Consider the following 18,862-nt stretch of genomic DNA (forward strand, 5'->3'; position numbering starts at 1 on the left):
GCCCGAGGGGGAGCACGCAGCCGTTCCCGCCGCCCCGGCCCCCGACCTGGCGGGCACCGCCGCGGACGCCGCCGGCCTGCCCGAGGGGGAGCACGCAGCCGTTCCCGCCACCCCGGCCCCCGACCTGGCGGGCACCGCCGCGGACGCCGCCGGCCTGCCCGAGGGGGAGCACGCAACCGTCCCCGCCGCCCCCGGCCCCGCGGGGACCGGCGCGGACCTGCCCACCGAGCTGCCCGAGGACGACGAGATAGCCGTCGTCGGCATGGGGCTCGTCGTCAGCGGTGCCGACAGCCCCGAGAAGTTCTGGGAGCTGCGCACGACCGGTCGTGAGCTGTTCGTCGAGGTGCCCGGGAACCGCTGGGACCGGGCCCGCTTCGCCTCGCCCGACCGGTCCGCCGAAGACAAGTCCTACCAGGACACGTGTGTGTTCATCACGGACTTCGAACCGGGCCGCGCGGTCCTGGACGGCCTGCCGACGGCGCCGGACGAGACCGAGCTGACCACCCTGTGGCTGCGCCACTGCCTGATCCAGGCCCTGGACGGGGTGCGCGTCGAGGACACCGACCGCTTCTCCTTCCACGTGGGCTACACCGCCGACGGCAGCCAGCACCTGGAGGAAGCGGGCGTCCTGCACGCCGCCCGGCACCTCACCGAGGACATCACCGCCGGCCTGGACCTCACGCAGGAGGAGCGCGCCCGTCTGGTGAGCCGCGTCGACACGGTGCTGTCCGGCCGCTACCACCGAGGTGCCGGCGACGCGCCGCGCTTCCTGCCGCACCAGGTGGGCCTCGCGGCGATGGAGGGCGTCCTCCCCGGCGACACCCAGCTCCAGATGGTCGACACCGCCTGCTCCTCGTCGCTCTACGCGATCGACATCGGCATCAAGGGCCTGCTGATGGGCATGCAGGACATCGCGGTGTGCGGCGGTGCGTTCGCCCTGGCCCCCCGCGGGACCGTGCTGTTCTCCAAGCTCAAAGGTCTGTCCCGGCGTGGCGCGGTGCACGCGCTGGACGCCGAGGCGGACGGTGTGATCTTCGCCGACGGCGCCGGCGTCGTCGTACTGAAGCGGCTCAGCCGGGCCCGGGCCGACGGTGACCGGGTGCTGGGCGTGCTCAAGGCGTTCGGCAGTTCCTCGGACGGCAAGGGCAAGGCCATCTACGCGCCCAGCTCGACCGGCCAGAACCTCGCGGTGCAGCGAGCGCTGGAGGCCGGCGGCCTGGACGGCGCCGACGTCGACTGGATCAACGCCCACGCAACGGGGACCCCGGCCGGCGATCTCGCCGAGTTCACCACGCTTCGCGAGCACTACGGCATCGCGCGCTCCACCGCTGTCACCTCCAACAAGTCACTGATCGGGCACACCGGTTGGGCGGCGGGCGTGATCTCGCTCATCGAGTCCGTTCTCGCGCTGCAGGCGGAGACCATCCCCGGCCAGTACCGGTTCACCTCCGCTCCGGAGGTGTTCGAACTCGACCGCACGCGGCTGGAGATATCCGGCAGCCCGCGGCCGTGGCCCGCCCTGCCCGGCCGGACCCGCACGACTGCGATCTCCGGTTTCGGGTTCGGCGGCACGAACGCCCACCTGATCCTCACGGAGGGGACCGACCGCGCCGGGCGTGTGCCGGGGACGGATGCGAAGCGGAACCGCAGCGCCGCGGTGGCCCGTCCCGCGACCGACCGCGTCGCCGTGGTCGGCTGGTCGTCCAAGCTGCCCGGCGTCGAAAACCGTGACCAGGTACTGCAGTGGCTCGGCGGAGACCGGGACGTCGGGCAGAGCTTCGGCGAGCAGTACCCGGCACCGCCGTTCCAGCAGGTGCGCATGCCCCCGGCGACGGTACGCAGCATCGATCGCTGCCAGTTGATGATCCTGGCCTGCGCGCACGACCTGCGCGACCAGCTGGGCGACTTCTGGGAGCGGCACACCGAGCGCACGGGTGTCGTGGTCGGCCACATGGGCCCCACCCGCGCCGCCATGCTCTACGCCAACCGCTGCTATCTCGACGACATCGAGCACGCCCTGCGCCAGGACCCCGAACTCGCCGCCACCGCCCAGCTCACACCGCTGCTGGAGCGGATGCGGGAACGCGTGCGGTCGATGGTCCCGCCGTCGAACGAGGACTCCTTCCCCGGGATGATGCCCAACATCATCTCGGCCAGGGTGGCGAACCACTTCGACCTCAAGGGCCCGAACATCACCGTCGACGCGGGGCTTGCCTCGACCGTGGCGGCGTTCGCGACGGCCGTGCGTCATCTGCGCAGCGGCGAGCTCGACTTCGTGCTCGCCGGCGGCATCAACGGCAACAGCCTGCCCGAACTCGGCGGGCTGCTCGCCGGCCTCTTCGAGGAGCCGGTGCAACCTGCCGAGGGCGCCTTTCTGTTCGGGCTGACCACCGAGCGCACCGCCCGCGCGGCCGGACTGCGCATCCTCGGCCTCGTCGACGAGGCCGATGCGCGCGAGGCGGGCACCGGCGAGGGGGCACCGGACGTCCTCGACTGCGGCCCGCGCGGCGGCTACGGCCACTACCTCGGCGCGGCCGGCGGCGCGCAGATCCTGCGAGCACTGCAGCGGACCGGTACCACCACCCGGATCACCTGCCAGGAGAACGGCCACGACCTGGCCACGCACCTCCTGGTCACGGTCGGTGAGCCGGCACCGGACGCGAGGGCCTCCGCGGAATCCGAGGATGCCTCGGCCGAGGTGTCGCCGGTCGTGAGGCGGACCGGGGCCGCATCCACCGGTTCCGCCCCCGACCTGGTCGAGCGATACGCCGTCACGCTCGCTCCGGAACCCGCCGCACCCCGTGGCCCGGTGCCCGCGGCGGTGCCCGACGGCGCGCTGATCCTCACCGACCGGCCCGGCCTCGCCGGGCGTCTCGCCCGAAGCGCCGCGGACTGCACCGTGTTCAGCACCTCACCCGTCACCGGGGAGCAGCCCGCCGTACGCCAGGTCACGAGCAGCCCGGACGATGTTCGCGCCGCCCTGGACGCCCTGGGGCGCCCGGTACGGCACATCCTCCTGGTCACCGACCTGACCGCCTCCGCGCCGCCCGGTACCGCGCTCACGGCCGGCCATCCCGGGCTGACGGCGCTGCACGACCTGGCCTTCCTCGTCGTACAGCAGTGCTACGCCGGCCTCGGCGAGGCACCCGCCTCGGTGGTGTTCGCCCTGCTCGGTGCCGAGCCGCAGGGCATCACGCACCCGTTCGCCGGGCTCTTCACCGGTCTGCTGAAATGCGTCCGGCTGGAACGCCCGGAGGCCGACTGCTTCGCTCTGCTGACCGCAACGGCCGACCCGGAGACCGCGGCGGGTCTGATCGCGGCCGAGCGGGCCTGCGAGCGGGCCTTCCCGGTCGTCCACCGCGACGGGGACCTGCGCCGGGTGCCCACTCTGACCGCACGGCCCGCCACCGCCGCCGCGGCCCCCGCCGTCCCGCTGGGCCGCGAGTCCGTGGTGGTCGCTCTGGGCGGGGCCCGGGGCATCACCGCCGAACTGCTGACGGCCGTCGCCGAGCGCTACGGCAGCCGCATCTACGCGCTCGGCAGCAATCCGGTCGACAGCTACCCGGCCAGTGTCTTCGACGGCACGGACGAGGAGTTCGCGGCCACCCGGTCCCGCTACATCCGGGAACAGCTCGCCGTCGGCGGCGGCACCGTCGCCGAGATCAACAAGCGCTTCGACCGCATGGCCGACGCGCGCGCCGCCCGCCGCAACCTGGACCGGATGGCCCGGCACAGCGGCGCGGGGCGGGTGACGTATCTGCACTGCGACGCACGGGACGAGGAGTCGGTGCGCGGTGCCCTCGACACGGTCCACGCCGCGCACGGCCGGATCGATCTGCTCGTCAACGCACCCGGCCTGAACCGCTCCGCGCTGATCCGGGACAAGGACTTCGACGAGTTCCGGCGCATCCGTGACCTCAAGCTGGCCGCGCACCGCAACCTGCACCGCGCGCTCGCCGGCCGGCCACCACGTCAGTGGTGCGACTTCGGTTCCCTGCTCGGCCACTTCGGGCAGCGGGGCGAGCCCGACTACGCCTCCGCGAACGACTACCTGGCCACGGCCGCCGCCCACGCCGCGCGTACGACCGGCAGTGACGAGTTCGTCATCGGCTGGACCCTCTGGGACGAGGTCGGCATGGGCGCCGACGAGCTGACCCGCGAGTACTTCAAGCGGTCGGGCTCCTACAGCCACATGCCCGTCGCCGAAGGCATCCGGCACTTCCTGGCCGAACTCGGCACCGCGGACCGGACCCCCGCGGTCGTACACCTGGGGGCGGCTGAACGCGCCACCGTGGAGACGTTCTACCCCGGCTACCTGCCGGAACGGCCGGCACCCACCGCCACCGCACCGGCCCCTTCGGCCGGTTCACGGGCGCCGTCCGGGAAGCCGGAGGCGCCCGCGCGGGGCCGGTTCTATCTGCGCCGTACGCTGCCGGGAGACACCGGCGACGCGGACGCCGGTCACCGTGACGGCCGGGACACCGTGCGCTTCGAGTGCCCCTTCGGTCTGGACACCGACGGCTATCTCGCCGGGCACCTGGTACGCGGCGTGCCGACACTGCCCGGCACCTTCGTGACCGAGATCGCCGCCGAGGCCGCCCTCGCTCTCGTCCCGGACGGCTGCGTGGTCGCCTTCGAGGACCTGCGCTTCGTGCACTTCCTCCAGGTCCGGGAGGGCGTCGCCCAGGCGCCCAAGCGGATCACGGCCCGGATCAGCGAGCGGGTCGGCGACCTGACCACGGTGGAGGTCTCCGTCACCCACGACGTCATCGCCCCGTCCGGAGTGCTGCTGGTGTCCGGGAAACCGCACTTCACCGTGCGGGTTCTGGTCGCCGGCGCGTTCCCCACGGCACCCAAGTGGCAGCGCTGGGACGGTGAGGGCGAGCAGCCCGTCGTCGACCCCTACCACGTACCGTCGTCCCCCGTGCTGCTCAGCGGGCCGTTCCGGGCCACGACCGGCACCCGGCGCCACCGGCTCGGCGCCCGCTCGGTGTTCCGGCCGGAGCTGGACCCCGGCAACGGGCCCTGGCAGCAGTTCCTGATGCCGGCCGTGCTGCTGGACGCGCTGGCCCGCACCGGCGTGCTGGACCCGGTGGACGGGCTCGTCCCGATCGCCGCCCCCCTGTCCATCCGGCGGATCGACCTCTATCAGAACGCCAACGACCTGGATCTGGTGCAGACCCACGGGGCGCTGGACCTGTACGTCACCCAGCCCGGGTTCTCCTCCGAGCCGCCGGCCGGCAACCGGTTCGTCGCCGTCGCTCCCGGCGGGCACGTCGTGGCTCAGATGAAGGACGTCGACGCCACCGTGATCGGGTACCTCGCCCCGGACACCGGCGAGGTCCGTCCGCCCGCGCGGACTCCGGCCGCGACGAAAGGCCACATGGCATGACCGCACTCACGGAGCTCGCCCCGCTCGGCGAACACGCCGCCGACGGACCCGCATCCGCGGCCGGCGGCGGATCCGGCGCCACGACCCGTCCGGTGCGCCGCATGCTGTGGCGGCTCACTCCCGCCCCGCCCTCCGGCAGCCCGCGGGACCTCACCGGCCGGCGCGTGCTCGTCCTCGGCGGCACCCCGGACGACGCGGAGCGAGTGCGCGGCGAACTGCGCGCCCGGGGTGCCTCGGTACTGCCCGGCTCCTCACCCGCCGGGGCCTCGGCCGGATCCGGCCCGGTGCCCGACACCCTGGTCGACCTGACGCTCGCCGAACGGTTCTCGCCGCACGCCGGTCGATGGCGTACGGCACTGCTGCAGACGTTCGACGCGCTGCGGCACTGCTACCCGCAGTGGAGCCAGGAGGCAGGGGCGCAGCGGCTCACCTACCTCGCCGTCACCTACCACGGCGGTGGCATGGGGTACCACCCCGACGACGACATCGCCCAGCCGCTCGGCGGGCTGTGGGCGGGTCTTGCCAAGACACTGCACCGGGAGCTGCCCAACTGCCGGGTCCGCGTCCTCGACATCGCGCTCGGTGAACGCGGGGACCTGCCCCGGCTGGTGTGCGACGAGCTGGGCAGTCCCGGCCTCAGCGAGATCGGCCGCCGGGACGGCGCGCGCTGGACCCTGACGCCGCACGCCGTGCGGCCCGGTCCGCCTGCCGTGCGGCTCGGGCCCGACGACACCGTGCTGATCAGCGGCGGCAGCCGGGGCATCGGCATGGCGCTGGCGCGGCGGCTGTGCGCGGAGTTCGGCCTGCGGGTCGTGGTGACCGGACGCGGGCGGTTACCCGCCGAGGACACCTGGCACGAGCACACCCCCGAGCGGCTCGCCGAGCGCCGGGCCGCGCTGTGGGCCGGGCATCGCAACGGGCGCCGCGTGGCCGGCATCCGCCGCGACATCGAGCAGGCGGAACGTACGTCGGAACTCGTCGGACACCTGCGCGCGGCCCGCGCCGAGGGCCTGCGGCTGGAGTACCGGCGGTGCGACTTCACCGACTTCGACCAGGTCCTCGCGCTCGTGGAAGGGCTGCCGGGTCTGACCGCCGTGGTGCACAACGCGGGCGTGGACCGGCCGGCACGGCTGCCCAAGAAGTCCGACGACGACGTGGTGGCCGTGGTCGCGACCAAGGTCGACTCCTTTGTCAACCTGGTGCGGGCCTTGGGCCGACGACCGCTGAAGGTGCTGTGCACGGTCGGCTCGCTCACCGGGCGGCTCGGCGGCATGGTCGGCCAGTTCGACTACGCGGCCGCCAACGAATGCCTGGCGCGCCTGGGTCTGTGGGCCGGGCGGCAGCTGCCGTACCCGGTGATGACGCTGGCCTGGCCGACCTGGGCCCGCCTGGGACTCATCTCCAACTTCGAGGCCAGTCTGCGCTACATGGCAGCCCTCGACGTGTCCGAGGGCCTGGACCGCTGGCAGGCGGAGCTGCTGGCCGGCAGCCGCGGCGAGATCACGTTCCTGGGCCCGCTGGGCCGGGCGCTGGACCCGGTGCAGGCCACGGGCTACCCCGTGCCACCGTCGCTGCCCGGGTACGCCGAGACCTATCCGAAGATCTTCCACGTGGGCGAGCCGGAGGTGTTCCGGCCGCACGAACGCCTCTGCTCCGTCGTCACGTTCGATCCGGCGACGAGCCCGGCGGTCGGCGACTTCACCGTCCACGGCGGCCCGGCCGTACCGGTGGGCATGCTGCTGGAGAGCGCGGTGCGCGGCGCGGAGTGGGTGAGCCCGCCCGATCTGCCCGGCCTCGTGCTGCACGCGGTGGAGGACCTGCGCGTTCCGTGGAGTGTGCTGCGCTGCCCGGACGACGGACCGCTGCGGCTGCGCCGGGACATCCGGGCGTGCCCGGGCACGGGCCGCCTCTGGCGGCTGGATGCCGTGTTCAGCCGGGCCGATCCGGCCGAGACGAGCACAGGCGGCGCCGACGCCGGCACCGCACGCCTGCGGCTGGTGTTCGGCGCACCCGATGAGGCCCCAGCCGCGGCCCCGGCACCGCGCCCGCCCGCAGAACGCGACCCGGGTGCCCCCGGCACCACCGTGCTCAGCGCGGCGCCCGTGCTGCGCTGGCACGGGGTGGTCGTGCCGTCGGCGCACTGGCGGCCGGAGGGCCGGCACCGGATCGTCGCGGAGGCGGGCCGCTGTGCGGCGACCGACTTGTGGGTGGTGCCCCAGCCGCCCGAGTGCCTCGTGCCGGTCGCCGCCGTCGAGAACATCGTCCGCGCCGTCACCGAACGCGCCCCCGGGCTGTCCGTCACACACGATCCGCTGACGATCCGTCAGCTGAGCTTCCCGGCAGCCGGCACTCCTGCCGACGGACCCGTCCGGCTCGAAGGCGACCCGGCACTCGGTGTCTTCAGCGCCCGGCACGCGGACACCGGCCGGACCCTGATCCGCGTGCGCGGCCTCGCAGCCGACGCCATCTGACCCCCGTTCCGCCCGATCGGCCCGTCCGACCACGACCGAGCACAGCCGAGACCGACCAACCACCGAGGAGTTCTCGATGAGCGGCAACCAGCCCGTCAGCGCCCACCGCAAGCTGCTGGAGCACTATTACGAGGAGTGTCTGAACAAGGGCAACCTCGAAGCCGTCTACGACAAGGCCGTCCCGGACCACATCAGCCACGGCACCCGCGCCGACGGCTTCGAGGGCGTGGAGCACCTCAAGGAATGGGTCCGCATCCAGCGAGCGTCCTTCCCCGACCTGCACGTCGTCGTCGACGACTGGATCGAGGAAGGCGACAAGGTCGTCCAGCGATTCACCGCCCGTGGCACCCACTCCGGGAACGACTACTACGGCATCCCCGCCACCGGACGGAAGATCGAGATCTCCGGGATCGTCATCGACCACTTCGCCGACGGCAAGATCGTCGAAAGCTGGTTCTCGATGGACGGCATGGAACTCGCCCAGCAGCTCGGGGCACTGGACTGACCCCCTGCGGAGCCGGTTCCCGGCTCCGCCCACCCGGCCCGGACGGCCGGGGGCGTCCCCCGTCGATGCCTGAGCCCCCGGCCGTCCGGCACCAACCCGCTCTACCCGGACATCCGGCCGGACCCCTCGAGATCCCTGCAGAACTCCGGCCCCCAGAAAGGGGAAGGCACGATGACCCAGCGATCGACAGCCCTTGTCACCGGGTGCTCGTCGGGGATCGGACGAGCCACCGCCCTGCGCCTGCACGCCGCCGGCCACCGCGTCTACGCCAGCGCCAGAAACCCCGCGACGCTCGACGAGCTCGCCGCGCGCGGCCTGCACACTCTGGCCCTCGACGTCACCGATCCCGGATCCGCGAAAGCCGCCGTCGAAACCGTCGAGGCGGAGCACGGCGCTGTGGACGTGCTCGTCAACAACGCCGGATACGGACTGTCCGGGACCATCGAGGAAACTCCGCTGGAGCAGGTCCGCGACCAGTTCGAGACCAACTTCTTCGGCCTGGTCGGGCTCACCCAGCTGGTGCTGCCCGGCATGCGTGACCGCGGCTCCGGAACCGTGGTCAACGTCTCCTCGATCTTCGGCCGGTACGCGGCACCGGGCGGCGGTTTCTATCACGCGAGCAAGCACGCCGTCGAAGCGCTCAGCGACGCGCTCCGGCTGGAGACGGCGCCCTTCGGCATCCGGGTCGTCCTCGTCGAACCCGGACCCGTGCGCACCCCCTGGGGACAGCGGTTCCTGGACCGCATCCCGGACGGCCGGAGCAGCGCCGGATCCCCCTACCGCCGCTTCCACGAACGGAGCGCGGCCTACTACGACGCCATCTACAACGGCACGCGCAGAACACTCGCCGGCACGTTCGCCATCGAGGCCGAACAGGTCGCCGGCACCATCGTCCGGGCCGTCGGGTCACGCTCTCCGCGATCGCGCTACCCGGTCGGCTTCCTCGCCGCGAGCACCATCGCGCTGCGCCGGCTGACCCCGGACCGGATCTTCGACAACGCGTTCATCCGGCGCCAGTTCCCCGTGCCGTGAGAGCGGGCCCGACAGCTGACACGCGAACCGACGAGGTGACGCACGACATGACCACCCTGGCACCAGACCCCGCGACCGCCGCGCGCGGCGCCGTCGCGCCCGGCCCGCGGGGGGTTCCCCTGCTGGGCAACCTGCCCCAGTGGAAGTCGGACACCGCACAGTTCCTGCTGCGGGCCCAGCGCGACCACGGCGAGGTCGTCCGGCTGCGCCTGGGCCCGTACACGGTGCACCTGATCACCGCTCCCGATGCCGTCGGACGGGTCCTGAAGGACAACAGCGGCAACTACACGCGCGGAGTGCTCTACGAGCAGTTCCGGATCGCCATGGGCGACGGGCTGCTCACCACCGACGGCGACTACTGGAAGGCACACCGGCGTGCGGTCCAGCCCGTCTTCCTGCGCAAAGCGGTCACCGCCATCGGCCCCAACGTGGTGCGCGCCACCCGCGAGATGCTCGATCAGTGGGAGGTCCGCGCCCGCCGCGGCGAGCCCGTGGACCTGGTGACCGAGACGCTGCGCCTGACCCTCGTCACGCTCAGCCGCTCGCTGTTCGGCTACGACATCCGCCCTGCCGTGCCGGTGATGAAGGACATCGTCGACAACGTGATCGAAGTGATGTTCAAGCACGGGTCGGTCGGCGAGATGCTGCCCTCCTGGCTGCCGACCAGGCGCAACCGGCTCATCGCCCGCGACCGGCGGATCCTCACCCGGCTCGTCACCGAGATCCGTGAGCAGTACGCGGCCACCGGGCAAGGGCCGCTGATGGAACTCATCGAGGCCGCCACCGACCCGGTCACCGGCGCCCGCTGGACCGACGAGGAGATCCGTGACGAGATGATCACCATCTATCTCGCCGGACACGAGACCACCGCGGTCGGCCTGCTGTGGACTCTGGTCTCCCTCGCCCGCCACCCGTCCGTGGGCGAGGAGCTGGACGACGAGCTGGCACGGGTGCTGGGCGGTGCCGAGCCCACCCCCGAGGACGTGGAGCAGCGGCTGCCGTACACCAGGCAGGTCGTCGACGAGAGCCTGCGGATGTACCCGCCGATCTGGATCTATCCGCGGGACGCCGTGGCCGACGACGAACTCGGCGGCTTCCGCATCCCCGGCGGGTCCTCCGTGCTGCTCTCGCCCCTCGTCTCCCACCGCAACCCTCGCTACTGGGACAACCCGGAGGCGTTCGACCCGCACCGCTTCGACCCGGAGCGGGCCGGACAGCGGCCCCGGATGACCTACTTCCCGTTCGGCGCCGGAGCCCGCATGTGCATCGGCAACTTCATGGCACTGCTGGAACTGCGCATGATCACCGCCATGATCCACCAGCGGTTCCGGCTCAAGCTGGTGCCCGGCGACTTCCTGCGCTACGGAGACACCTCCGTCTCGCTGCGCCCCCTGACCAAGGTGCTCGCCCTGCCCGAGCCGCGTGAACCGGGAGCCGCGGCATGACGACTGCCACCCCGCCGCACGACGCTCCCGCTTCCCCCTCCGGCGCGCACGATGCCGCCCGGGCGGTGTCCGCAGCCCGCACCGCCCAGGCCGCATGGGACGGGCTCGGCTTCGCCGGGCGGCGCAAGGTTCTGAAGGCCTGGTGCGCGCTGATCCTGCAGCGCTCGGACGAACTGGTCGACCTCATCCGGGCGGAGACCGGCAAGACGGCCGACGACGCCCGCCTCGAGGTCGTCCTCGCCGCCCACCACCTGCGCTGGAACGCCGTCCACGCCGCCCGGGCCCTCGGCCGGCGCCGGGTTTCGCCGGGACTGCTGATGTTCAATCACGCGGTCGAGGTGATCCACCGTCCGCTCGGGGTCGTCGGTGTCATCGGCCCCTGGAACTACCCGGCGTTCATCCCCGTCGGCCCCGTCTCCGCGGCTCTCGCCGGCGGCAACACCGTGGTGCTGAAGCCCAGCGAACTGACTCCGCGGACCGGCGAGTGGCTCGCGGCCACCCTTGCCGAGGTCACCGGCCGGCTCCGGGTGCTGCACGTCGTCACGGGAGACGGGACGGCCGGCGAGGCGCTCTGCCGGGCCGGCGTCGACAAGATCGCCTTCACCGGCTCGAGTGCGACGGCACGCCGCGTTCTGGCGGCGTGCGCCGACCGGATGACCCCGGCGGTGATCGAGGGCGGCGGCAAGGACGCCATGATCGTGGCAGCCGACGCCGACCTCGACGCCGCTGCCGACGCCGCGGTCTGGGCGGCCATGACCAACGCCGGGCAGACCTGCGTCGGCCTGGAACGCGTCTACGCCGTCGATACCGTCGCCGACCGTTTCCTGGATCTGGTCACCGAACGCGCGGCCGCCCTGCGCGTCGGTGACGGGCCCGATGCCGACTTCGGCCGTATCACTCTGCCGCGGCAACTCGAGGTCATCGCCGACCAGGTGCGCGACGCCGTGGCTCGCGGCGCCCGCGCCGTCCTCGGCGGCCCGCAGTCCGTCACGCCGCCGTACGTCGCTCCGATCGTCCTCGCCGACGTGCCCGAGGACGCGGCCGCGGTCACCGAGGAGACCTTCGGACCGGTACTCGTCGTGAACCGGGTGTCTTCCGTGGCGGAGGCGGTGGAGCGCGCCAATGCCGGCGGCTACGGACTGGGCGCATCGGTCTTCACCCGCGATCGCGGCAGCGGCCGCGGCGTCGCCGCCGGGCTGCGGGCCGGAATGGTGTCCGTCAATGCCGTGATCGCCTTCGCGGGAATGCCCGCCGTGCCGTTCGGAGGTGTCGGGGACTCGGGTTTCGGCCGGGTCCACGGCCCCGACGGGCTGCGCGAGTTCACCCGCACCCAGGCGATCACCAGCCAGCGCTTCCGGCCGCCGCTGCAGCCCGCCTCCTTCCGCCGGCGCCCCGGCACGATGCCGGCCCTCGTACGGCTGGTACGGACCCTCTACGGCCGGTGACGGCGTCCCCGGCCGCCTGGTCCGAAGTCTCTGCACACACGCCTCGAAGGAGTCGCAGAACGTGACCACCACCCTGACCACCGGGCTGGCCCGGCTGGCCGACCCGGCCTCCCGGGCCAACCCCTACCCCCTCCTGCGTGAACTGCGGGAGGCGTCACCCTTCACCGACTCCGCGAGCGGCATCGTCGTCGTCGGCCGCCGGGCCGACTGCGAGACCGTGCTGCGCAGCCCCCGGGTCGGGAGCAACCGGCTGGGTGCGGGGATCACCAAGGTGCCCCAGCAGCCCAACCTGATGAATCTGGACGCACCGGATCACACCCGGCTGCGGCGGCTCGCCGGAAAGGCCTTCAAACCGCGGGTCGTCGAGCGCTGGCGTCCCCGGGTCGAGGCCGTGGTGCGCGAACTGCTCACGGACATCGCCGCGAGCGGCGCCGGCGGGGTCGACATGGTCTCCGCCTTCGCCTACCCGCTGCCCGTTCGGGTCATCTGCGACATGCTGGGCGTGCCCCGCGAGGACCACCAGATCTTCGAGAAGTGGGCGCACTTCATCGCCTACACCGTGGACCCGCAGCTGGTCCCCGGTGAACTGACCACCGAGGTCGAAGCAGGCGTCGAGGAGGCCCGCGCCGAATTCATCGACTACTTCTCCCGGCTGATCGCACAGCGCAAGCGCGCACCACGGGCGGACGTCCTTTCGGAGCTGATCGCCGCCGAGGAAGGAGGCGATCAGCTCGACGAGCGCGAACTGATCCTCACCTGCATCCTGCTGCTGGTCGCAGGGCACGAGACCACCGCCAACCTGATCCTCAACGGTGTTCTCGGCCTGCTGCGCCACCCTGACCAGCTGCGGTTGCTGCGCGAGCGGCCCCAGCTCGCCGAGGCCGCCGTCGAGGAGGTCCTGCGCTACGACGCCCCGACCCAGATGATCACCCGGATCGCCCGGGAGCCCTTCGTCCTGAACGACCTTCAAGTGGCCGCCGGACAACCGTTGTTGCTGCTGCTGGCCGCCGCGAACCGGGACCCTCGCCACCACCACGATCCCGAGCGCTTCGACATCACCCGGGGTGACCCGGGACACCTGGGCTTCGCCGCCGGACCGCACTTCTGCCTCGGTTCGGTGCTGGCTCGCATGGAAGGCGCCATCGCTCTCCGGGCCTTCGCCCAGGCGTTCGCCGAGCCGAGGCTGGACGAGGCCTCGCTGCATTACCGGCCGCACGTCGCGGTACGCGGCCCCGACCGGCTACGGCTCACCTTCGAGGAGGTGCGGCTCGACTCGCTGCCCGCAGCCGGCCGGACCCGGGAGAGGGAGGCCGCAGATGACTGAACGGCAGTGGGAGGTGACCGTCGACCGGAAGCGGTGCGTCGGCTCCGGCGTGTGCGTGGCCGTGGCGGCCGGGCACTTCGAGGTACGTGACCGGCGGTCCCACGCGCTGCGCCCCGTGACGGGTCCGGACGACGCGGTGCTGGACGCCGCGGAGACCTGCCCCATGGAGGCGATCACGGTCCGCGAGTCCGGCGCCGGTACCCTGCTCGCCCCCGTGGAATGACCGTGACCGAGGTGGTCAGGGCCGGAGACCTGGTCACGGTGACCCACCGGCTGCACCCGCTCGTCGGCCGATGCCTGCCGGTACGCGCGGTCCGCGGATCCGACGCGGAGAGTCTGCTGTGCGAACGGCCCGACGGCGGACTGGTGATCGTTCTGCGGTCCTGGACGGACCGGGCTCCGGACGCCCCTTGCGTCCAGGACCGCGAACCGGGTCGTGCCGCGGCACCCGGGGCTCGTCCTGCAGCCCGTCCCCGGCTCACCGGCGGCAGAGCCTTCCAGGTCTCCGACACCGCGCTGCACCGATTGCGCGCCTCACTGGCCCGGTCCGTGGAACGCCTCGTCGGCCTGGACGCCGCGGTCCACGCCACCGCCGATTTCCGCAGCCGTCGGATCCCGTTTTTCGGCAGCTGAGAAATCGACGCCGATTTCTCATCCGGTGAGAAAGCGTGGACGGGATGTGCGGACGTTGTTTGACGACGCCTCAGAATGTGTTGTTAAGCTGCCCGGAACAATTCTGCGGCCAGGGGGTCCGGGGATACCCGGCGGCGGGAAAGAATCACCCCGATCATGGGAGTTGTCCGCATGACGAAACGTCCTGCTGCCCTCCTGCGAGGCTGCGGGAAACTGCTCCTCGGAATGGAGTGGGACCCCGTACTGGGGCGTGCGGCAGTGGTGCACCTGATCAGCGGCGCCTCCTTCTCCACTTTCTGGAGCTACGCCGGCGTCTGGGCGATCGAGGCGTTGGGGGCCACCACCGGTCAGGTGGGTCTGATGTTTCTCCTCAGCGCCGTCCTCAGCCCGCCCGCGGCCTGGCTCGGCGGATTCGTGTCCGATGCGGTGGGGCGCCGGAGCGTGCTGGTGTCGAGCACCGGCCTGCAGTCCTTGCTGATTCTGGCGCTGTGTCTCGTCGGACACAGCGCCGCATGGGGCATCACCCTCGTCGTCGTGGCCGGTGTGGTGTGGGCACCGGGACGGTCCGCCGTCAATGCCGTCGTCGCCGACGTGACTCCGCCCGAACGCCACGACCAGGCCTACGCGGCTCTGCGCACCGCCAACAACCTGGGGGTGGTCGTCGGCCCCCCGCTGGCCGCGTTGCTGTTGTTCCTCGGCGACTGGACCGCGTTCCTCCTCGGCATCGCCGTGCTCGGCGCTCTCACCTGCGGGCTCGCCGTACGGCTCTTGCCCCGCGACGGCGTCCGCCGCCACCGCGGCGGCACCGCCGCGGGGACCGCGCGGGTGGTGCTGACGGACACGTCCCTCGTGCTGCTCCTGGTGGCGACGCTCCTCGGGTTCATGGTCTACATGTCCTTCGAGACGGTGCTGCCGGTCGTCGCCGTCACATCGTTCGGCTTCGCGCCCGAGACCTGGGGACTGCTCTACGCAGTGAATCCCATGGTGGTGCTGCTCTTTCAGATGCCGCTGACCCGCTGGACCCGTACCTGGCCGCCCTCGGTCACGCTGAGCCTCGGCGTGCTGCTGATGGGCCCTCCGTTCCTGCTCTTCCTGATCTCCCACCACATGGCGGCGGTGGTGGCGGTGGTGCTCGTCTTCGCCCTCGGGGAGATGCTCTGGGTGCCCACCATGCAGGCCACCGTCGCACGCCTGGCGCCGCCTCACCTGCACGGGGCCTACCTCGGCGGCTACACCGGCAGTCAGCTGCTCGCCTGGATGATCGCGCCGCTCACGGGGCTGCGTCTGCAGGAAGCCCTCGGAGAGCGCGCCGTCTGGATCTTCTTCACCGCGCTGTCGGCCGTGAGCGTGCTCGCCGGACTCGCGGCCGTCCGCCGCCGGCACCGGACGCCGACGGGCGGCAGCGGCGGCCGCCGTACCGACCACCGCGACCGCGGTGACGCCCCCCGTACCGATGACCGGGCCGGCTCGCCGAGGTCCGTCCGGCCCGTCCCCTCTCCGGAGAATGCCCCGTGAGTCACGAACTGCGCGCCGTCAGCTGGACGGGCACCGCCCTGTCCCTCATAGACCAGACGGCCCTGCCCCGAACCCTGCGGCGTCTCGACGTCCGCGACGTGGACACGCTGATCGACGCGATCGTCCGGCTCGCGGTGCGCGGGGCCCCCGCCATCGGGGCGGCCGGCGCCTACGGTGTCGCGCTGGCCGTGGACCAGGCCCGCCGGGAGAACTGGACCGAGCGCGCACTGGCCGATGCCGTCGCCCGGCTGCGCGCCGCGCGGCCCACCGCGGTGAACCTGGCGGTCTGCGTGGACCGGGCCGCCGCGCGGATCCCCGAGGGACCGGACGCCGTGCTCGCCGAGGCCGGCACCATCGTCCGCGAGGATCTGGCGGCCAACCGGGCCATGGCCGCAGCGGGCGCCGACTGGCTGGTCGAGCGGGTGGACGCGGGCCGGCCGCTGCGGATACTCACCCACTGCAACACCGGCGCGCTCGCCACCGCGGGTATCGGCACCGCGCTCGGCGTCATCCGGGAACTGCACGGCCGAGGCCTGCTCGAGACGGTGTACGTCGACGAGACCCGTCCCCTGCTGCAGGGTTCACGTCTGACGGCGTGGGAGCTGGCGCAGGAGGGCATCCCCCATCAGGTGCAGGTGGACGCGGCGGCCGCGTCCACCGTCGTCGGCGGGCTGGTCGACGCGGCGATCGTCGGCGCGGACCGGATCACCCGCAACGGCGACACCGCCAACAAGACCGGCACCCTCGGCATCGCCCTCGCCTGCGCGCACGCGGGTATGCCCTTCGTGGTGGCCGCACCCACCAGCACGCTGGACCTGGCCACGGCCACAGGCGCCTCGATCCGCATCGAGCAACGCGGCGAGGACGAGGTGCTGAACCCGGCCGCCGGCGCCGTCCCGGACGGCATCCGTTCCCGTGTCCACAACCCCGCCTTCGACGTCACGCCCGGCGCCCTCGTCACCGCGCTGGTGACCGAACGAGGGGTTCTCGAGGTCGCGTCGGGCGAACTGCCGGGGGACCACTGGACTTGACCCGGCCCGGCCGGGCACACCGCCCGGCTGGAGAAGCAGACGCACGGCCCGCTTCTCCAGCCGCCGGGGCGCTCCGAGGCGGCGGACGGAAACGGACGGGTCGCGCCTACCGGCCCCGCTCCTCCGCCAGCTCCAGTTCGAGGAGCCACTCCACGATCTCCGTGTGACGGCGGGCCTCGCGGAGGTCCGCGCCCCATGTGTACAGGCCGTGGCCCGCCACCACGACCCCCGGGACCAGAGGGTTCAGGGCGGCCTCCAGCCGGTCGCCGAGCACCCGCATGTCCTGGGAGTTGCCGATCACTGGCAGCACGACCGTCTCGTCGTGGGCGGCGCGCCCGATGCCCTTGAGCATCTCCAGGTCGCGGAACGCGACCCCGCCGGGCCACCGACGGCCCACCGCCACGGCGGCGACGGTGTGCACGTGGACGACGGCGCCCGCGCCGGTCAGGCGGACCACGCGCGCGTGCAGCGCCGCCTCGGCGGACGGCTTCCCCGAGTCCCCGGTGCCCGGTACGGCCCGGCCCTCCCCGTCCACGGGCACCATGTCCCTCGCACTGAGTTCGCCCTTGTCCAGCCCGCTCGCGGTGACCAGCAGGCGCAGGGGGTCCCGGTCGGTGACCACGGACAGATTGCCCGAGGTGCCGGCCATCCATCCGAGTGCCGCGAACCGTGCCGCCTCCTCGGCCAGTGCCGCGCCCCAGCCTGCCGTCCGAGGCGCGTCCGCCGTGCCGGTGCCAGTCATACCGTGCCCTCCGGGAGGTCGAGTCCGATGTCGGTGAAGGAGCGAGCCGCGGGATGGGCGGAGCGGCCGGACGTGCTGTGCGGCTCCTCCGGACGGATCAGCGCCCCGGTCAGCCATCCGGCCTCCCGTGCCGCGTCCAGCTCGCTCACCCGGTCGGACAGGAACAGGGTGGTGGCGGGCGGCAGTCCGGTCGCGGCGCTGATGACCCGGTAGGACGCGGACGCCGTCTTGGGCCCGGCGGTGCGGGTGTCGAAGAAGCCGCTGACCAGCGGGCGGAGATCGCCCTCCGGGGCGTGCCGGTACCAGGAGCGCTGCGCGGACACCGAGCCGGAGGAGTAGACGTACAGACGGGCTCCCCGTTCGTGCCAGCGTCGCAGGGCGGGGACGACGTCGGGGTAGAAGTGCGCGGTGAGGTCGCCGCGTGCGAAGCCCTCTGCCCAGATGATGCCCTGGAGCGACTTCAGCGGGGTGACCTTCCGGTCCTCGTCCGCCCATGCGCCGAGGGCACGTGCGACCCTGCGGGTGTCCGCCTCCGGCTCGCCGAGCAGCTCCCGGACCTGCCCGACGGCGGCCCGGACCTCCGGCTCGTCCTGTCGTTCGGTCAGCAGCCGCGCAAGACGCCGGCGCGCATAGGGATACAGCACGTCGGTGACATGGCGGGTCGCGCTGGTGGTGCCCTCGATGTCGAGCACGACGGCTGTCGCCCTGAAGCGTGGCGTCACACGCCGCCCCTGGTGTGCCCGGCCCGCAGCGCGTCGAAGTCGGGAAAGCGAAGGGCGATGTCGCTGCCGGTGAACGAGCCGATCCAGCCGTCCTCCTCGTGGAAGAAGCGGATCGCGGTGAACGAGGGCCGGCTGCCCATGTCGAACCAGTGCGCCGTGCCCTTCGGCACGCCCAGCAGGTCGCCCTTCTCGCAGTACACGGCGTGCACGGCGTCGCCGACGTGCAGGTAGAAGACGCCGGCCCCGCTGACGAAGAAGCGCACCTCGTCGTCGTCCTCGTGCGTGTGCTCGGCGAGGAACTTCTCCCGGGCCGCTCGGGCGCGGTCCGCCCAGTCCGCCGATCCGTCCGGATGCAGCGAGACGACGTCGACGGTGCGGAACTTCTCCTGGGAGCAGAGCGACTCCACCTCGTCGGCGCAGGCGGCGAGCACGGCCTGCGGGCCGGCCTCGGGCGGCAGGTCGCTCCGCACCGGCCACTGCTCGTAGCGGACGCCGAGCGGCGCCAGGGCCGCCTCGATCTCCCCGGGATCCGAGGTGCGGCGTAAAACGGTTTCCGGACCGGAATCGGGCCAGGTGGTCAGCAGCGTCATCAGCACTCCATCCGC

At 72.6% G+C, this 18,862-nt stretch carries 14 protein-coding genes; 11 read left to right on the forward strand and 3 right to left on the reverse strand.

All coding sequences use genetic code 11. From position 1 onward, the window contains the following. From ABD207_RS21850 to mtnA, 11 genes are all read left to right on the forward strand, one after another. A partial coding sequence (locus tag ABD207_RS21850) for an SDR family NAD(P)-dependent oxidoreductase (RefSeq protein ID WP_344014795.1) occupies positions 1-5,392 on the forward strand: 5,392 nt, incomplete at its 5' end. Beyond that, the gene (locus ABD207_RS21855) at positions 5,389-7,863 is read left to right on the forward strand and encodes a KR domain-containing protein (RefSeq protein WP_344014796.1); all 2,475 of its coding nucleotides are present in this window, start codon (positions 5,389-5,391) and stop codon (positions 7,861-7,863) included. The genes ABD207_RS21850 and ABD207_RS21855, both read left to right, overlap by 4 nt. Positions 7,864-7,939: 76 nt before the next feature. Then, positions 7,940-8,368, forward strand: coding sequence for an ester cyclase (locus ABD207_RS21860; protein WP_344014797.1), 429 nt, complete (start codon positions 7,940-7,942; stop codon positions 8,366-8,368). Between the two features lie 171 nt (positions 8,369-8,539). Continuing rightward, positions 8,540-9,400 (forward strand): SDR family NAD(P)-dependent oxidoreductase, encoded by an 861-nt coding sequence (locus ABD207_RS21865; RefSeq protein WP_344014798.1) that lies wholly within the window; start codon positions 8,540-8,542, stop codon positions 9,398-9,400. 47 nt (positions 9,401-9,447) lie between these two features. Continuing rightward, positions 9,448-10,845, forward strand: a complete 1,398-nt coding sequence (locus tag ABD207_RS21870; RefSeq protein ID WP_344014799.1) for a cytochrome P450 — start codon at positions 9,448-9,450, stop codon at positions 10,843-10,845. Then, entirely contained in the window at positions 10,842-12,290 is a 1,449-nt protein-coding gene (locus ABD207_RS21875) for an aldehyde dehydrogenase family protein (protein ID WP_344014800.1), read from the forward strand. The genes ABD207_RS21870 and ABD207_RS21875 overlap by 4 nt, the downstream gene beginning before the upstream one ends. Before the next feature lie 61 nt (positions 12,291-12,351). After that, positions 12,352-13,614, forward strand: coding sequence for a cytochrome P450 (locus ABD207_RS21880; protein ID WP_344014801.1), 1,263 nt, complete (start codon positions 12,352-12,354; stop codon positions 13,612-13,614). Beyond that, positions 13,607-13,837, forward strand: a complete 231-nt coding sequence (locus tag ABD207_RS21885; protein ID WP_344014802.1) for a ferredoxin — start codon at positions 13,607-13,609, stop codon at positions 13,835-13,837. The genes ABD207_RS21880 and ABD207_RS21885 overlap by 8 nt, the downstream gene beginning before the upstream one ends. Before the next feature lie 2 nt (positions 13,838-13,839). Further along, positions 13,840-14,247 (forward strand): hypothetical protein, encoded by a 408-nt coding sequence (locus ABD207_RS21890; RefSeq protein WP_344014803.1) that lies wholly within the window; start codon positions 13,840-13,842, stop codon positions 14,245-14,247. Positions 14,248-14,418: 171 nt separating this feature from the next. Beyond that, entirely contained in the window at positions 14,419-15,762 is a 1,344-nt protein-coding gene (locus ABD207_RS21895; RefSeq protein ID WP_344014804.1) for an MFS transporter, read from the forward strand. Beyond that, on the forward strand, positions 15,759-16,793 hold the full coding sequence (gene mtnA, locus ABD207_RS21900; RefSeq protein ID WP_344014805.1) for an S-methyl-5-thioribose-1-phosphate isomerase: 1,035 nt from the start codon (positions 15,759-15,761) through the stop codon (positions 16,791-16,793). Before ABD207_RS21895 ends, mtnA begins: the two co-directional genes overlap by 4 nt. A gap of 106 nt (positions 16,794-16,899) precedes the next feature. On the opposite strand, the gene mtnB is transcribed toward mtnA, so the two are convergent. From mtnB to ABD207_RS21915, 3 genes are read right to left on the reverse strand one after another with little or no spacing between them, the layout of a single operon-like run. Continuing rightward, entirely contained in the window at positions 16,900-17,535 is a 636-nt protein-coding gene (gene mtnB, locus ABD207_RS21905) for a methylthioribulose 1-phosphate dehydratase (protein ID WP_344014806.1), read from the reverse strand. Then, the gene (gene mtnC / locus ABD207_RS21910) at positions 17,532-18,257 is read right to left on the reverse strand and encodes an acireductone synthase (RefSeq protein WP_344014807.1); all 726 of its coding nucleotides are present in this window, start codon (positions 18,255-18,257) and stop codon (positions 17,532-17,534) included. Before mtnC ends, mtnB begins: the two co-directional genes overlap by 4 nt. Beyond that, positions 18,254-18,847 (reverse strand): 1,2-dihydroxy-3-keto-5-methylthiopentene dioxygenase, encoded by a 594-nt coding sequence (locus tag ABD207_RS21915; RefSeq protein ID WP_344014808.1) that lies wholly within the window; start codon positions 18,845-18,847, stop codon positions 18,254-18,256. Before ABD207_RS21915 ends, mtnC begins: the two co-directional genes overlap by 4 nt. Positions 18,848-18,862 lie beyond the last annotated feature (15 nt).

Origin of the sequence: Streptomyces thermospinosisporus (assembly GCF_039526425.1) — a bacterium.
In the GTDB taxonomy this organism is placed as follows: domain Bacteria; phylum Actinomycetota; class Actinomycetes; order Streptomycetales; family Streptomycetaceae; genus Streptomyces; species Streptomyces thermocarboxydovorans.

What these genes read in the sequence shown, in the direction of transcription:
- ABD207_RS21855 (WP_344014796.1), top strand. Translation starts at nt 5,389, where the DNA reads ATGACCGCACTCACGGAGCTCGCCCCGCTCGGCGAACACGCCGCCGAC.
- ABD207_RS21860 (WP_344014797.1), top strand. Translation starts at nt 7,940, where the DNA reads ATGAGCGGCAACCAGCCCGTCAGCGCCCACCGCAAGCTGCTGGAGCAC.
- ABD207_RS21865 (WP_344014798.1), top strand. Translation starts at nt 8,540, where the DNA reads ATGACCCAGCGATCGACAGCCCTTGTCACCGGGTGCTCGTCGGGGATC.
- ABD207_RS21870 (WP_344014799.1), top strand. Translation starts at nt 9,448, where the DNA reads ATGACCACCCTGGCACCAGACCCCGCGACCGCCGCGCGCGGCGCCGTC.
- ABD207_RS21875 (WP_344014800.1), top strand. Translation starts at nt 10,842, where the DNA reads ATGACGACTGCCACCCCGCCGCACGACGCTCCCGCTTCCCCCTCCGGC.
- ABD207_RS21885 (WP_344014802.1), top strand. Translation starts at nt 13,607, where the DNA reads ATGACTGAACGGCAGTGGGAGGTGACCGTCGACCGGAAGCGGTGCGTC.
- ABD207_RS21895 (WP_344014804.1), top strand. Translation starts at nt 14,419, where the DNA reads ATGACGAAACGTCCTGCTGCCCTCCTGCGAGGCTGCGGGAAACTGCTC.
- mtnB (WP_344014806.1), bottom strand. Translation starts at nt 17,535, where the DNA reads ATGACTGGCACCGGCACGGCGGACGCGCCTCGGACGGCAGGCTGGGGC.
- ABD207_RS21915 (WP_344014808.1), bottom strand. Translation starts at nt 18,847, where the DNA reads ATGACGCTGCTGACCACCTGGCCCGATTCCGGTCCGGAAACCGTTTTA.